Source organism: Brachybacterium sp. J144, assembly GCF_036321705.1.
In the GTDB taxonomy this organism is placed as follows: domain Bacteria; phylum Actinomycetota; class Actinomycetes; order Actinomycetales; family Dermabacteraceae; genus Brachybacterium.
The window spans coordinates 189,803-202,557 of sequence record NZ_JAZDCG010000022.1; the positions used below are offsets into that span (position 1 = coordinate 189,803).

The window sequence follows — 12,755 nt, forward strand, 5'->3', positions numbered from 1 at the left end:
CCCCGCCGCCCCTCGTCGGTGACCGCGCGGTAGCGGGGGGGGGGGGGGGGGGGGGGGGGGGGGGGGGGGAAGGGGGGGGGGGGGGGGGGGAAAGTCCACCGATCCTGGCACGACCTTAGGCACCCCCTCCCCCCCCCCCTCCCCCCCCCCCCCCCCCCCGGAGCCCCCTGTTCCCGGGGTTCGGGAAATCCCGTGCATCCCGCGCTCGGGACGTGATCGGATGGCGGGCATGACCGCTGTGCAGATCACCCCCGTCGACCCCGCCGACCGCGAGGCGCTCCTCGCCTGGAACGCCCTCCTGCGGGATGGCTACACCGCAGGCCGGGACGCCGTCTGGTGGGCGAGCGAGGAGTCGACCCTCGCGCAGTACGGCAACCCGAAGCCGGGCCGCATCAGCGTGCTGCTCCTCGCGCGCCTCGACGACGAGCCCGTCGGCGCGGCCGGCGCCGAGGTCGATCCCGGCAACCCTGCCCAGGTGGAGCTCTCCGTGCTGCCCGGGCATCGCCGCCGCGGCGTCGGCCGCGCGCTCGCCGCCGCCGCGCGCGCGGCGCTCGACGGGCACGCCTCCGTCGTCCAGGCCGAGACCTCCTCCGAGGCCGGGGTCGCCTTCGCCCGGGACCAGGGGATGCGGATCGGGAACCAGGAGCACCGCCTGCTGCGCGCCATGCCACTGCCGCCCGAGACAGAGGCCGCGACCCCCGCCCCGACGCCCGGTCTCGAGATCCGCACCTGGCACGGCGCCTGCCCCGAGGACCTCGTCGAGGACTGGGCACGGCTGACAACGCAGATGGACGCCGACGTGCCGATGGGCGACCTCACCCGCCCCGCCTCCCGCGGCGAGGTCGAGGACCTGCGCCGCTCCGAGCAGCGCATGGACGAGCAGGGCTGGACCCTCGTGCGCGGCCTCGCCCTTCTCGAGGGGACAGCGGTGGGCTACACGGAGATCTTCGTGAACCGTCACGACCCCGAGATCCTCACCCAGGACGACACCCTCGTCGAACGCGCCCATCGCGGCCGCGGCATCGGCCGGGCCCTCAAGCTCGCGAACCTCGAGAACCTCCGCGCCGTGCCCGAGGCGGCGCAGGCGCGCTGGATCCAGACCTACACGGCGCTCGACAACGAGCCGATGCTCGCGCTGAACCGGTCGCTCGGCTTCCGCGAGGCGGACGTGCTGAGCATCCTCGAGGGGACGACGTCCGGCACCTGAGGCGGAGACGCAGCGGGGGAGGGGTCAGCCCGCCGCGGGGGTCCGCCACAGCAGGCGGAACCACAGCTCGGAGCCGTCCTCGAGGGTGTGCACGTCGCACTCGCCCGCATCGGTGCGGTCGAGCCTCTGCACGGTGGTGCGGCGGTCGGCGGCCTGCAGGTGGTCGTACTCGTCCTGGAGCCGGAGCACCTCGAGCGGGGAGTCCTCGGTGCCGGCGCCGGAGGCCGCGATCTCGCGGAGGGAGACGGCGCTCAGCGTCCGCTCGCGGCGGGCCGATGCCTCGTCGCCGAGGGCTTGATGCGCGCGGGCGAGGAGGCCGTGCCCCTGCGGCGAGAGCAGCAGCCCCGGCATCCGGGCGGTGATCGTATCGACGACGGCCTGCGGGGTCGGCTCCGCGCCGAGCAGAGCACGCAGGGAGAGGTGCGGGTCGAAGGTCGGGTCGGCGAGGATCGCGGCGCGCAGCGGCCGCCGGGTCGCCGGGGTCGGGTCCAGGAGGAACGCCTCCACGATGTCGGGGAACTCCACGGTGCCTCTTCTCGGGTCGGTTTCGGGCGGACGGTGCGGGGCGGACAGATCAGATGACGCGGGACTCGGGGAGGCCGGCCTTCCTCTCGAGGCGGTTCAGATCCTCGAGCGTCATGCTCTTCGCGACGACGTCCTCCTGCTCTCGCGCGTCGAACTCGACGGGCTGGGCCTCGTAGGCCTCGGGGTCCTCCCGCCATCCGATGTACTCGCCGGGCCGACTGTTCTCGCGCCAGTCCTCGATCTCCTCGCGCGTGACGCCGTGCTCCTCCTCGATGCTCTCGTACTCCTCCGCCTTCGAGTCGACGAACGGAAGCCAGTCCCAGCGCCCGGGCTCGGTCTGGTCCACGAAATCCCATTGCGCGGCATGGCGCACCTCGTGGACGGGGACGAGCAGCATATGGGCGTCCGACAGCGCGCTCTCGGAGTCGTTCAGCGCGATCACCCGCTCGTCCGGTCGCCACTCCCCGGCTGCCTGCAGGTCGGATTCGAAGACCAGCTCCACCGGCTCCAGGCCGTACTTCTCCATCTCCTCGTCGAACATGGCCTGGAGGACCTTCTTCTTCTCGTCCTCCTCCATCCCGTGCCACGCCGTCTGGACCTTGGAATCCAGGATTTCGTCGCCGGCGACGCCGTCTCCGGGCTCGCCCTTGGCGACGACCATCTCGTCGTCGCCCTCCGAGCGCCCCTGGCCGCCGGGCGTCCCACCGCCTCCGCCGTCGGAGGCCGAGTCCTGGTCGTCGGCCTCGGTCTCGGCGGTGTCCGCGGCCGCGCCGAGGCGCGCGAGGGCCTCCTGCCACTGCACGGACACCTCGGCGCCCCAGCGGTCCCGGAAATGCTCCGCGTCGGTGCCGCGCCAGATCTCCTCGCTCGAGAGGATGCGCGCGTCGAGGACGCCGTGCCGCTCCTCGAGCAGCCGCTGCGCGTCCCGCATCCGCTGCGCGTGCTCGCGCACCTCCTCCGGGGTCATCCCCAGGAACTCCATGCTCTTCCCCCTGCTCATCCCTGATCACACGTTCTCATCGGCGGTCCCCCGACCGCCGGAATCCGATGTCGGCAGGGTATCAACCCGATCTGTGACCGGGGACAGCGCGCCATCGCCCACGACAGCGGCGCCGAGGCTGAGCCAGAGCCGAGGCGGGGCGGCGGTCGTGGTCGAGGGGCTGATCAGGAGGGGTCGACGCCGGCCCGCTCCTGGAACTCTCGCAGCTCGTCGAGGTCCAGGCCCCGGGAGTACCCGTCGCCGACGGCGCGCGCGTCCTGCTCGAGCGGCTGCTGCTCGTAGCGGTTCCACTGCGCGTCGTAGGCCTGGCGCTCGGCGGAGGTCGCGTCCGGGGCGAGCTCCTTCGGCGGCGAGATGTAGTCACCGCCGTACTCCGGCATGTTCCCCCGCCAGCTCTCGATCTGCTCCCGGGAGACTCCGTGGTCGCGCTCGATCTGCGCGTACTCCGCCGCCTTGTCGTCCCGCCACCAGAGGAATCCGGTGGGATCAGTGCGGCGGGCGAACTCGCTCTGGGCGGCGTGGCGCACCTCGTGCGCGAAGACGGCGGTCGAGGAGGGGTCCTCGAGCCACGCCTCGGTTATGGTCAGGCGCTTGTCCTTCTCGCTCCAGCCCCCCGACCATTCCGCGCCCTTGTCCTCGACGATCAGCTCGACGGGCTCCATGCCGTAGTCCTCGAAGTGCGAGTCGACGATCTCTTGGGCGACCGTGCGCCGCTCCTCGTCGGTCATCCCGCTCCAGGCCTCGGCGACCTCGTCCGTCACCAGCGGCCCGTCGGAGGACAGCGGACCGCGCGGCACGTAGCTCCGGGTCCCGTCAGCCGTCGTCCCCGCCTCGCCCGTGCTTCCGCCGCTGCCGCCGGTCGCGCCGCCGGGATCGGACGTGCGCTCCTGCTCGTCCGCGTCCTGATCGGCGGTGTCCGCGAACCCGCCCAGGCGCTCGAGGCCCTCCCGCCACAGCGCTCCCGCACCGGAGTGCCAGCTCCGCCGGAACTGCTCGGCGTCCTCCCCGCGCCAGAACTCCTCGCTCTGCGCGATCAGGCCCTCGAGCGCCGCCCGACGGGTCCCGAGCCGCCTGCGGCCCGTGCGGATCTGCTGGGCGTGCGCCCGCACCTGCTCCGTATCCATCCCCAGGAATGCCATGCCGCCCCCTCGAGGTCCTGCGGCGCGCCCCCGTACGCCGCTCCGGCCACGGTAGCAATCGGGCCCCGGGGAACGAGGGCGATTCGGGCAACCCGTCACCAGCCGCCCGGGGCCGGCCGCGCCACGGGCGAGGCGGTCATCGAGAACCTGCAGCTCGCCTCGCACCTCGCGAATATCGGCGACGCCCGCACGCTCGTCATCCACCCGGCCTCGACCACCCATCAGCAGCTCTCCCCGGAGCAGCTGATCGCGGGCGGGGTCCGGTCGGATCTCCTCCGCATCGCCTTGGGCCTCGAGGATGTCGAGGAGATCTCCTGGGGCCTCGACCAGGTGATCACCGCGGCCACCGGCTGCACCCGGAAGGAGCAGGCGTGAGCAGCGACAACGGCATCAGCATCCAGGGCGTGGGCGAGCTGCTTCGTGGGCACCTACCTGCTCCCGAGCTCGCCGTACGACGTGTACTTCGTCAACCCGCGGGCGAGCGAGGTCCTCGGGCAGCCGGCGTATGCCTCCCTCGCGGACCTGCCGGCCGTGCCGGACATCGTCGACGTATTCAGCAAGGACGTCGACCTCCCGGGCGTCGCACGCGAGGCCGTCGAGGTCGGGGCGAAGGCGCTGTGGCTCCAGCTCGCCTCGTGGAACGAGGAGGCCGCGGCGATCGCCGCGGCCGGCGGGCTCGACGTGGTCATGGACCGCTGCGTGAAGATCGAGCACGCCCGCTTCCACGGCGGCCTGCACCTCGCCGGCTTCGACACCGGCGTGATCAGCTCCCGCCGGCAGGAGCTCAGCGGCCGCCGCTGAGCCGGGCGAGCTCAGCCATCGACGCGGATCCCCAGGTGGCTCGCGAAGGCGGTCGCGAGCGCGGCGACCTGCTCCGCGTCGAGCGTCGCCCCGGCGAGGGCCTCGAGGTTCGCGATGCTGCCGACCTCGAGGCCGCGCAGGTCCACGTCCTGCAGCCGCGCCCCGGCGAGCAGCAGGCTGTCGACGCGGCAGCCGCGCAGCCGCACCCGGGTGGCCGTCGCCCCGGAGAGGTCGAGCTCCTCGAGGGTGCAGTCCTCGAGCACCACGTCCTCGAGGGTGCTCCCGCGCAGGTTGAACCAGCCGATCCGGCTGCCGACGATGCGGGTCGAGCGGATCTCCGCGTCGTAGAGGTCCAGGGCGCCGAGTCGCGATCCGAGCAGCTCCACCTCTCGCCAGGTGGAGCGGGAGGCGTCCAGCACCGGGGCGTCCCAGCGCTCGAGGCGGGTCTCGAGGATCCGGGCGTGCTGCAACCGCGCCGACGCCGCGGTCACGCCGACCAGCTCGCACTCGGTGAGGGTCGCCCCCTCGAGGTCGCGACCGGAGAGATCGACGTCGTGCAGCGACAGGGCCTCGTGGAGCTGATGGGCGTCGAGGTCCTCGGCCGCGGCAGGCTCGAGATCGTGCAGGCGCAGCGGCGTGATCGCGGGCGGGCGGGTGGCGGTGCGGCGGGCCATGGCGTCCTGTGTGTCCGGGGATGGGGCGGGGTCTGCGGGGATCCTACGGGGCGGGGGTGACGATTCCCGATGGCCCCGCGTCCCCGCTAAGCCCCGCAGACTTGGGGGAATAGGGCTCGAATAACCCCAAGTCTGTGGGGGTTAGCGGTTGTCGACGAGATTCTCTCGAGATTCTCCGTCGTGGCACGGGGGATGCTTCCTCCCCAGTCCATGGTTCTCCACGTTGTCTGGCCACCCTGGTCGATGACCTGGGCGCATGATATGCAGAGCGGCGCTCGTCTGGCCCGCTGTCCACGGTGGCTCGGGGGTGCTCGCGGGAGGACGGACGACGTTATCCACAGTTCGAAACAGGTCTCGATTTCTTGGTTCTCGACGCGTAGGGTCTAGGTATGAGTCGGATCGCGCAGATGATCGAGGGGGCGATGGGGGAGGCCCATCGCCCGCTCCTCGACGCCCTGCGCGCTGACGGTCCCGTCGGCCTCTCGATCCTCCTCGCCGACGTGCGAGAGCTGCTCGTCGAGTGCGCGACCGACCCCGCGGGGATGTTCGACGCGGCGCAACGGGATCGGGGCGACTTCTCGGCGCTGCTCGGCGTGATCCACGAGTCGCTCAGCGCGCTCGAGGCCCTAGAGGCCCGAGCCGTCGTCGGTCTCGGGGACGCGATCTCCCGCGACCGCCGGGCCGAGGCATCGGCGGAGGCCGCCCAGGAGGACGCCCAGGAGGATGCCGAGATCCCGCCCGAGCAGGAGATCGAGGCGAGGGCGGACCGCCTCACCGCGAGGGAGCTGTCGATGATCACCCGGCGCTCGCCCGCCGCGGCCCGCGGCAGCCTGGCCACCTGCCGGCGGCTGGTGCGGGACATGCCGCACCTGCTCCGCGCCCTCGCCACCGGGCACGCCGCCCCGTCGGTCGTCCACGGTGCGGCGCGCTCCACCGCCCCGCTCACCTCCGCGCAGAGGCGCGAGGTCGACGAGCAGCTCGGCATCCGGATCGTCGAGCTCGACGGGGCAGGATGCACCCGCTGGGGCCGTGCTGTCGACGAGGCGGTGCAGCTGGCTGATCCGGGCGGGGAGGCCCGCCGCCACCGGCACGCCCGCACCCGGAGACACGTCACGGTGCGGCCCGGGGATCACGGCATGGCCACCGTCTCCGCGCATCTGCCGGCGGTGGACGCGGCACTCATCGGCAAGCGCCTCTCGCTCGAGGCGGAGCGTCTGCGGGCGCACGGCGACCGGCGCGGCCACCAGCAGATCCAGGCCGACGTCCTCGCGGATACCCTCCTGGGCCGCAGTGAAGAGATGGACCCGACCGTCCTCGATCTGGGCGTGATCATCACGGACCGGACCCTGTTCTCGCCCCGCGGCGGGGACGCCGCCCACCTCGAGGGATACGGTGTCGTCCCGCCCGAGGCGATCCGAGAGGCGATGTCCGGGCCGCTCAGCGACCTCGCCCGCGGGCTCGACAGGTCGCTCGGCGACGACGCCGCCGAGGCGAGACTCCAGCTCCGCCGCCTCTACACGCATCCCACCAGCGGTGAGCTGGTCGGCGTCGAGTCCCGCGCCCGCGCCTTCCCGCGCGGTCTCGCCCGGTTCATCCGCTGGCGGGATATGACCTGCCGCGGCCCGTTCTGCGAAGCGCCGATCCGCCAGATCGACCACATCGACCCGGTCTCCGCAGGCGGCCCGACGACTCTCGAGAACGGACAGGGCCTGTGCGCCTGGTGCAACGACAAGGAGGGGCAGACCCTCGCCGTCGAGAAGGTCCTCGGGCTCGAGGGACACCGCATCCGCTGGACGAGCGTCGGCGGCACGGTGCGCGAGACCGGGCCGGAGCGGCTCGGGCCCGTGTCGCGGCCCGAGACCCTCAGCCCTCCGCGGCCGCCCGCGCGGCGCCGGGCAGAACCGCCGCGATCCGGTCGAGGATCCGCTCGTCGTGCGCGGTCGAGACGAACCAGGCCTCGAACGCCGACGGCGGCAGATACACCCCGCCCTCCAGCATCGCGTGGAAGAAGCGGGTGAACGCGGCGGTGTCCTGCGCCTTCGCGTCCTCGTAAGTGCGCACCGGCTCGTCGCGGAAGAACACCGAGAACAGGGTCCCAGCCGTCTGGATCACGTGCGGCACCCCGGCCGCGGTGAACGCCTCGGCGACCAGCTGCTGCAGCGCGACCGACGCCCGATCCAACGCCGCGTACGCCGCCTCGTCGAGGCCCGCGAAGGTCGCGAGGCCCGCGGCGGTCGCGAGCGGATTCCCCGAGAGCGTCCCCGCCTGGTAGACGGGACCGGCCGGGGCGAGCAGATCCATGAGGTCCGCGCGTCCGCCGAAGGCGCCCACGGGCAGGCCGCCGCCGATCACCTTGCCGAACGTGAGGAGGTCGGGCGCCCAGCCGTCGCCGTCGATGCCGTAGTAGCCCTCGCGGCTCGCACGGAAGCCGGTGAGCACCTCGTCGCTGATCAGGAGCGCCCCCGCGGCGTGCGCGGTCTCGGCGAGGAAGCGGTTGAAGCCGATCCCGGCCTCGTCCCGCGGCGGCACGACGCCCATGTTCGCGGGTGCGGCCTCGGTGATGACCGCGGCGATCTCCGCGCCGCGCTCGGCGAACAGGGCCCGCACCGCCTCACGGTCGCCGTAGGGCAGGACGACGGTGTCGCGCGCGGTCGCCGCCGTGACCCCGGCCGATCCGGGCATCGCGAACGTCGCGACCCCGCTGCCGGCCTCGGCGAGCAGCGCGTCGACGTGCCCGTGGTAGCAGCCCGCGAACTTCACGACCACGTCGCGGCCCGTCGCGGCGCGCGCCACCCGCAGGGCGCTCATGGTCGCCTCGGTGCCGGAGTTGACGAGCCGCAGCCGCTCGACCGGCGCGACTCGGGCGGCCACCTCCTCCGCGAGCGAGACCTCTCCCGGCTGCGGGGCGCCGAAGGACAGGCCACGTCCGGCCGCCTCGCGCACCGCCTGGACGACCCCCTCGTGGGCGTGGCCGAGGATCATCGGCCCCCACGAGCCGACGAGGTCCACGTACTCGGTACCGTCGGCGTCGGTGAGCAGGGCGCCCTTCGCGCTGGTCAGGAACGGGGGCGTGCCGCCCACCGAGCCGAAGGCGCGCACGGGCGAGTTCACGCCCGAGGGGATCACGCGGCGGGCACGGGCGAACAGCTCCTCGGAGAGGGCGGTGGTCATGAGGGATCTCCCGGGGTCGTGGAGGGGCAGGTCAGGGTCAGATCAGGTGCGGGTCGCCGAGCCGAGCGGAACTCAGCCGGGCTCAGCGGAACTCGCGCAGGTGCGGCGGCAGGCCGTCCGCGAACCAGCCCGCGACCTCGCTCGCGTAGTAGGTCAGCACGGTCGAGGCACCCGCGCGGCGGAAGGCCAGGAGCGACTCGAGGACGGTCCGGTCGCGGTCCACCCAGCCGTTCGCGCTCGCAGCCTCGATCATCGCGTACTCGCCGGAGACCTGGTAGGCGCCGACCGGCACGGGCGAGGCGGCGGCGACGTCCCGCAGCACGTCGAGATAGGGCAGACCGGGCTTGACCATCACCAGGTCCGCGCCCTCGGCGACGTCGAGCTCCAGCTCGCGCAGCGCCTCGCGGCCGTTCGCGGGGTCCTGCTGATAGGTACGGCGGTCACCGGTGAGGGAGGAGTCCACCGCCTCTCGGAAGGGGCCGTAGAAGGCGGAGGCGTACTTCGCGGTGTAGGCGTAGAGCGCCACGTCGAGATGCCCGGCGGCGTCGAGGGCGTCGCGCACGGCGGCGATCTGGCCGTCCATCATCCCGGAGGGGCCCAGCAGGTGCGCGCCGGCCTCCGCCTGGGCCAGGGCCATCGCGCGGTACCGCTCGAGGGTCGCGTCGTTATCGACCCGGCCGTCGTCGTCGAGCACCCCGCAGTGACCGTGGTCGGTGAACTCGTCGAGGCACAGGTCCGCCATGATCACCGTCGAGTCGCCGAGCTCGGCGCGCAGCCGGGCCAGCCCCACGTTGAGGATCCCCTCGGGGTCGGTCGCGCCCGAGCCCACGGCGTCCTTCCACGCGGGCACGCCGAAGAGCATCAGCCCGCCGACGCCGCGCTCGACCGCCTCGACGCCGGCGCGCACGAGCGAGTCCAGGGAGTGCTGCTGCACACCGGGCATGGAGGAGATCGCGACGGGCTCGGTCGCGCCCTCGCGCACGAACATCGGCAGCACAAGATCGGCGGGGCGCAACGTGGTCTCCCGCACGAGGGAGCGCATGGCCGCGCTGGTGCGGAGTCGACGGGGTCGGTCCACGGGCAGCGGGCCGGGGGCGGCGGGGCGGGTCATCGGGTCTCCTTCGAACGGGGGTGCGGGGAGGTGTCGGGCGGCGGGGAGAGGGCCTCGCGGACCGCGAGGACGAGCGCCTCGTCGGACGGGGTGCGGGCCTGCCGCGCGGGGACGAGGCCCGCGGCGCGCACGGCCTCGGTGGTCGGGTCCCCGAGGGTGACCACCGCGGTCGTGGGGTGCACGCCGATCCCGGCGGCGCGCCGGGCGATCATCGGACTGGTCAGCACGATCGCCGCGTAGCGGCCCACGGGCAGGCCCCGGGCGGCCGACGGGGGCGGGTCGACGTGCTCGGGCCGGTAGGCCTCGACCTCCACCACCGTGTAGCCGGCCTCGCGCAGGCCGTCCGGGACCGTGCGGGAGGCGGCGGCGGAGGCCGGGAACAGCACCCGGTCGCCGGGGGCCGCCGGCGGCATCGTGGCGGCGAGGGCCGCGCCGGAGCCGTCGGCCACGGAGGTGGGCGGGATCCCCGCCGCCCGGAGCGCCGCGGCAGTCCCCTCGCCGACGGCGACGACCGCGGTCCCCGACGGGACACGGGTGCCCGCCAGGCGCTCGGCGGCGGTGCGGGAGGTGACCACCAGATGGGTGAACCCGCCCGCGGCCAGCTGGACCAGGGCGGCCCGCAGCTGCTCGCCGTCGCTGGGGACGAGGCGGGTCAACGGCGCGTGCTCGACCGCGAACCCCTCCGCCTCGAGCAGGGCGGCGAGACGTTCGCCCCGTCCGGCGGGCCGCGTGACCAGCACGGGTCGCGCGGTCGGGGCCGGCGCGGCCGGCGAGGCGGGCGTCCCGGGAGAGCGCATCAGGCGCGGGCCTCCGCGAGGATCTCGCCCGCGCCGCGCGAGAGCAGGTCCGCGGCGAGCTTCTCGCCGAGCGCCACCGGGACCGAGCCCGGCCCGGAGAGCGCATCGGCGGCGAGGTCCACGTCGATCCGGGCCTCGCCCTCGACGACCCGGGTCCCGTCGGGCCGGATCGCGAGCGCGCGCAGACGCAGGGTCTGCACGGCGGGGGACTCCGCGCTGTGCTCCGCGCCGAGCGACGCGGCCCCGGAGGATGCGGACTCGAGCTCGGCGAACGCGGCGACCGGGGCGGAGCAGCCCGCCTCGAGCGCCCGCAGCAGGGACCGCTCGGCCGTGACCGCGGCGCGGGTGGCCGGGTCGTCGATCGCCGTGAGCCGCGCGGCGAACCAGGGCGCCTGCGCGAGCGCGGCGGTGGTCGCCTCCACGGCGAGGGCGCCCTGGGCGGGCGCGGGCAGCATGACCTTGACGGGCAGGAGCTCGCTGATCGCGGCCTCGCGGCCCACCCGGAGCAGGCCCGCGGCGGCGAGCACGACGGCGTCGAGGTCCGCGTCCTCGCCGAGGGTCCGGTTCAGGCGCGTCTCGACGTTGCCGCGGATCCCCACGACCTGGAGATCGGGGCGGGCCCGCAGCAGCTGCGCACCGCGGCGCGGCGACCCCGTGCCCACGCGCGCCCCGGCCGGGAGCTGCGCGAGGGTGAGCCCGTCGCGGGCACACAGGGCATCGCGCGGATCCTCCCGCACCGGGGTGCAGGCCAGCGTGATCTCGTCCAGCGGCGCGGTGGGGAGGTCTTTCCAGGAGTGGACGACCACGTCGACCTCGCCGTCCAGCAGCGCCTGACGCACTGCGGTGACGAACACGCCGGTCCCGCCGATCTGCGCGAGCGGGCTGGTGCGGTCCCGGTCGCCGTGGGTGCTCACGTGCACCAGTTCGACCTCGTGTCCGGTGCCGGCCGTGAGCGCCGCGCCGACGTGCCCGGACTGGGTCAGCGCCAGCTCGGAGGCACGGGTGCCGATCCGCAGCGGGGCGGCGGTCATGAGAGCGATCCGGCGCCCGCCGTGCCGACGCCCCCGGCGGCGGCGTCTGCGGCGGCGAGACGCTCCGCCCGCGCCCGCTCGACGTCCGCCGCGGAGTCCACCGCGCTCGTGGTGGGCCGGCACAGGCGACCTGCGCAGCAGTTCGTCCCGCAGACGTCCGGGGTGCCCCCGAAGTCCGTGACCACCTGGCGCGGGAAGGACGCGTCCAGCCGCTCCTGGACGAGATCCGCGAGGGCGGCGATGAAGCGGGGATCTTCCCCGGAGGTCGCGACGCGCCGGAAGGCCAGTCCCTTCTCCGCGGCGGTCTCCTTCGCCTCCGTGTCCAGGTCCCACACGACCTCGACATGGTCCGTGACGAAGCCGATGGGGACGACCACGACGGCGTCCGCGGCGTCCTCCTCGGCGAGCTGCGCGATGACGTCGTTCACGTCCGGTTCGAGCCACGGGATGTGCGGCGCCCCGGAACGGGACTGGTAGACGAGCTGACAGTCCGGGAGCTCGGGAGCGTCGTCGTGCAGCTGGTCCATCACCCACCGGCAGGCGGCGAGGTGCTGCTCGACGTACCAGCCGCCGGAGCCCTCGACCCGCGTCTCCTCCGGACCGGAGGCCTCGGCCATCGAGGTCGGCACCGAGTGGGTGGAGAACAGCACCGCGACGCGCTCGCTGTCGTGCCCCTCGGCGGCGAGGCTCGCCAGGGCGGCGCCGAGGCCGTCGACCACCGGGGCGAGGAAGCCGGGATGGTTGAAGTAGACGCGGACCTTGTCGATGGTGACCTCGCCGGCCAGACCGGTCTCCTCGAGCACCATGCCGAAGTCCTCCCGGTACTGCCGGCACGAGGAGTACGAGGAGTACGCGCTGGTGACGAGGCCGAGAGCATGGCGGTGGCCGTCGGCGTGCAGGGCGCGCACGGCCTCGGCGTTGTAGGGCGCCCAGTTGCGGTTGCCGAAGTAGATCGGCAGGTCCACGCCGCGGCGCGCCAGCTCCGCCGCGAGCGCGGCGATCATCGCCTCGTTCTGCGCGGTGATCGGGCTGCGTCCGCCGAGCGCGCGGTAGTGGCCCGCGACCTCCTCCAGACGCTCGTCGGGGATCCCGCGTCCGCGCGTGACGTTGCGCAGGAAGGGGATGACGTCCTCCTGCCCGTCGGGGCCGCCGAAGGAGGAGAACAGGATCGCGTCGAAGGGGCGGGCCTCGCCGCGTCGCGCATGGGTGGGGGAGTCGGGGGCCGCGGCGCGGGGCGCGGGCATCGGCGCGGTGGTGTCGGTCATCGTGGTGTCCTCGTGGAGGGGGTCGGGCTCGGTG

The 12,755-nt window shown here is 74.0% G+C and carries 10 protein-coding genes and 3 pseudogenes; 4 read left to right on the forward strand and 9 right to left on the reverse strand.

The genetic code is table 11. The features are described 5' to 3' along the window. Nucleotides 1-229 precede the first annotated feature (229 nt). Entirely contained in the window at nt 230-1,207 is a 978-nt protein-coding gene (locus V1260_RS08455; protein ID WP_329746377.1) for a GNAT family N-acetyltransferase, read from the forward strand. A gap of 24 nt (nt 1,208-1,231) precedes the next feature. On the opposite strand, the gene V1260_RS08460 is transcribed toward V1260_RS08455, so the two are convergent. The 3 genes from V1260_RS08460 to V1260_RS08470 all read right to left on the reverse strand — a co-directional run bounded on the left by V1260_RS08460 (nt 1,232) and on the right by V1260_RS08470 (nt 3,871). Then, nucleotides 1,232-1,732 (reverse strand): hypothetical protein, encoded by a 501-nt coding sequence (locus V1260_RS08460; protein WP_329746378.1) that lies wholly within the window; start codon nt 1,730-1,732, stop codon nt 1,232-1,234. Nucleotides 1,733-1,781: 49 nt separating this feature from the next. Further along, on the reverse strand, nt 1,782-2,714 hold the full coding sequence (locus V1260_RS08465; RefSeq protein ID WP_329746379.1) for a hypothetical protein: 933 nt from the start codon (nt 2,712-2,714) through the stop codon (nt 1,782-1,784). A gap of 182 nt (nt 2,715-2,896) precedes the next feature. Next, on the reverse strand, nt 2,897-3,871 hold the full coding sequence (locus V1260_RS08470) for a WXG100 family type VII secretion target (RefSeq protein WP_329746380.1): 975 nt from the start codon (nt 3,869-3,871) through the stop codon (nt 2,897-2,899). A gap of 114 nt (nt 3,872-3,985) precedes the next feature. Here V1260_RS08470 and V1260_RS08475 point away from each other — a divergent pair. Together V1260_RS08475 and V1260_RS08480 are read left to right on the forward strand one after the other, a co-directional pair. Next, nucleotides 3,986-4,246: pseudogene (locus V1260_RS08475) on the forward strand (PLP-dependent transferase); the annotation flags it as partial. Nucleotides 4,247-4,258: 12 nt separating this feature from the next. Beyond that, a pseudogene (locus tag V1260_RS08480) lies at nt 4,259-4,672 on the forward strand (CoA-binding protein); the annotation flags it as partial. Between the two features lie 11 nt (nt 4,673-4,683). Here the strand turns inward: V1260_RS08480 and V1260_RS08485 are convergent. Then, complete coding sequence (locus V1260_RS08485) at nt 4,684-5,346, reverse strand: pentapeptide repeat-containing protein (protein WP_329746381.1); 663 nt, start codon at nt 5,344-5,346, stop codon at nt 4,684-4,686. A 542-nt stretch (nt 5,347-5,888) separates the two neighbouring features. On the opposite strand from V1260_RS08485, the pseudogene V1260_RS08490 reads away from it, so the two are divergent. Next, nucleotides 5,889-7,076, forward strand: a pseudogene (locus V1260_RS08490) (DUF222 domain-containing protein); the annotation flags it as partial. Nucleotides 7,077-7,209: 133 nt separating this feature from the next. On the opposite strand, the gene hemL reads toward V1260_RS08490, so the two are convergent. The 5 genes from hemL to V1260_RS08515 all read right to left on the reverse strand — a co-directional run bounded on the left by hemL (nt 7,210) and on the right by V1260_RS08515 (nt 12,721). Further along, nucleotides 7,210-8,517 carry a glutamate-1-semialdehyde 2,1-aminomutase gene (hemL, locus tag V1260_RS08495; RefSeq protein ID WP_329746382.1) on the reverse strand — a complete coding sequence of 436 codons (1,308 nt, stop codon included), beginning with the start codon at nt 8,515-8,517 and terminating at the stop codon, nt 7,210-7,212. 82 nt (nt 8,518-8,599) lie between these two features. Continuing rightward, nucleotides 8,600-9,628, reverse strand: a complete 1,029-nt coding sequence (gene hemB, locus V1260_RS08500) for a porphobilinogen synthase (protein WP_329746383.1) — start codon at nt 9,626-9,628, stop codon at nt 8,600-8,602. After that, a complete protein-coding gene (locus V1260_RS08505; protein WP_329746384.1) occupies nt 9,625-10,425 on the reverse strand; it encodes a uroporphyrinogen-III synthase in 801 nt (266 codons plus the stop codon). Before V1260_RS08505 ends, hemB begins: the two co-directional genes overlap by 4 nt. Continuing rightward, complete coding sequence (gene hemC, locus V1260_RS08510) at nt 10,425-11,456, reverse strand: hydroxymethylbilane synthase (RefSeq protein ID WP_329746385.1); 1,032 nt, start codon at nt 11,454-11,456, stop codon at nt 10,425-10,427. Before hemC ends, V1260_RS08505 begins: the two co-directional genes overlap by 1 nt. Further along, nucleotides 11,453-12,721: a ferrochelatase gene (locus V1260_RS08515; protein WP_329746386.1), complete on the reverse strand. Its 1,269-nt coding sequence runs from the start codon at nt 12,719-12,721 to the stop codon at nt 11,453-11,455. The genes hemC and V1260_RS08515 overlap by 4 nt, the downstream gene beginning before the upstream one ends. Nucleotides 12,722-12,755 lie beyond the last annotated feature (34 nt).

Bases quoted from the DNA above. Each gene is read 5' to 3' on its own strand.
- hemL (WP_329746382.1), bottom strand. From the start codon at position 8,517: ATGACCACCGCCCTCTCCGAGGAGCTGTTCGCCCGTGCCCGCCGCGTG.
- hemB (WP_329746383.1), bottom strand. From the start codon at position 9,628: ATGACCCGCCCCGCCGCCCCCGGCCCGCTGCCCGTGGACCGACCCCGT.
- V1260_RS08470 (WP_329746380.1), bottom strand. From the start codon at position 3,871: ATGGCATTCCTGGGGATGGATACGGAGCAGGTGCGGGCGCACGCCCAG.
- hemC (WP_329746385.1), bottom strand. From the start codon at position 11,456: ATGACCGCCGCCCCGCTGCGGATCGGCACCCGTGCCTCCGAGCTGGCG.
- V1260_RS08465 (WP_329746379.1), bottom strand. From the start codon at position 2,714: ATGGAGTTCCTGGGGATGACCCCGGAGGAGGTGCGCGAGCACGCGCAG.
- V1260_RS08455 (WP_329746377.1), top strand. From the start codon at position 230: ATGACCGCTGTGCAGATCACCCCCGTCGACCCCGCCGACCGCGAGGCG.
- V1260_RS08505 (WP_329746384.1), bottom strand. From the start codon at position 10,425: ATGCGCTCTCCCGGGACGCCCGCCTCGCCGGCCGCGCCGGCCCCGACC.
- V1260_RS08485 (WP_329746381.1), bottom strand. From the start codon at position 5,346: ATGGCCCGCCGCACCGCCACCCGCCCGCCCGCGATCACGCCGCTGCGC.
- V1260_RS08515 (WP_329746386.1), bottom strand. From the start codon at position 12,721: ATGACCGACACCACCGCGCCGATGCCCGCGCCCCGCGCCGCGGCCCCC.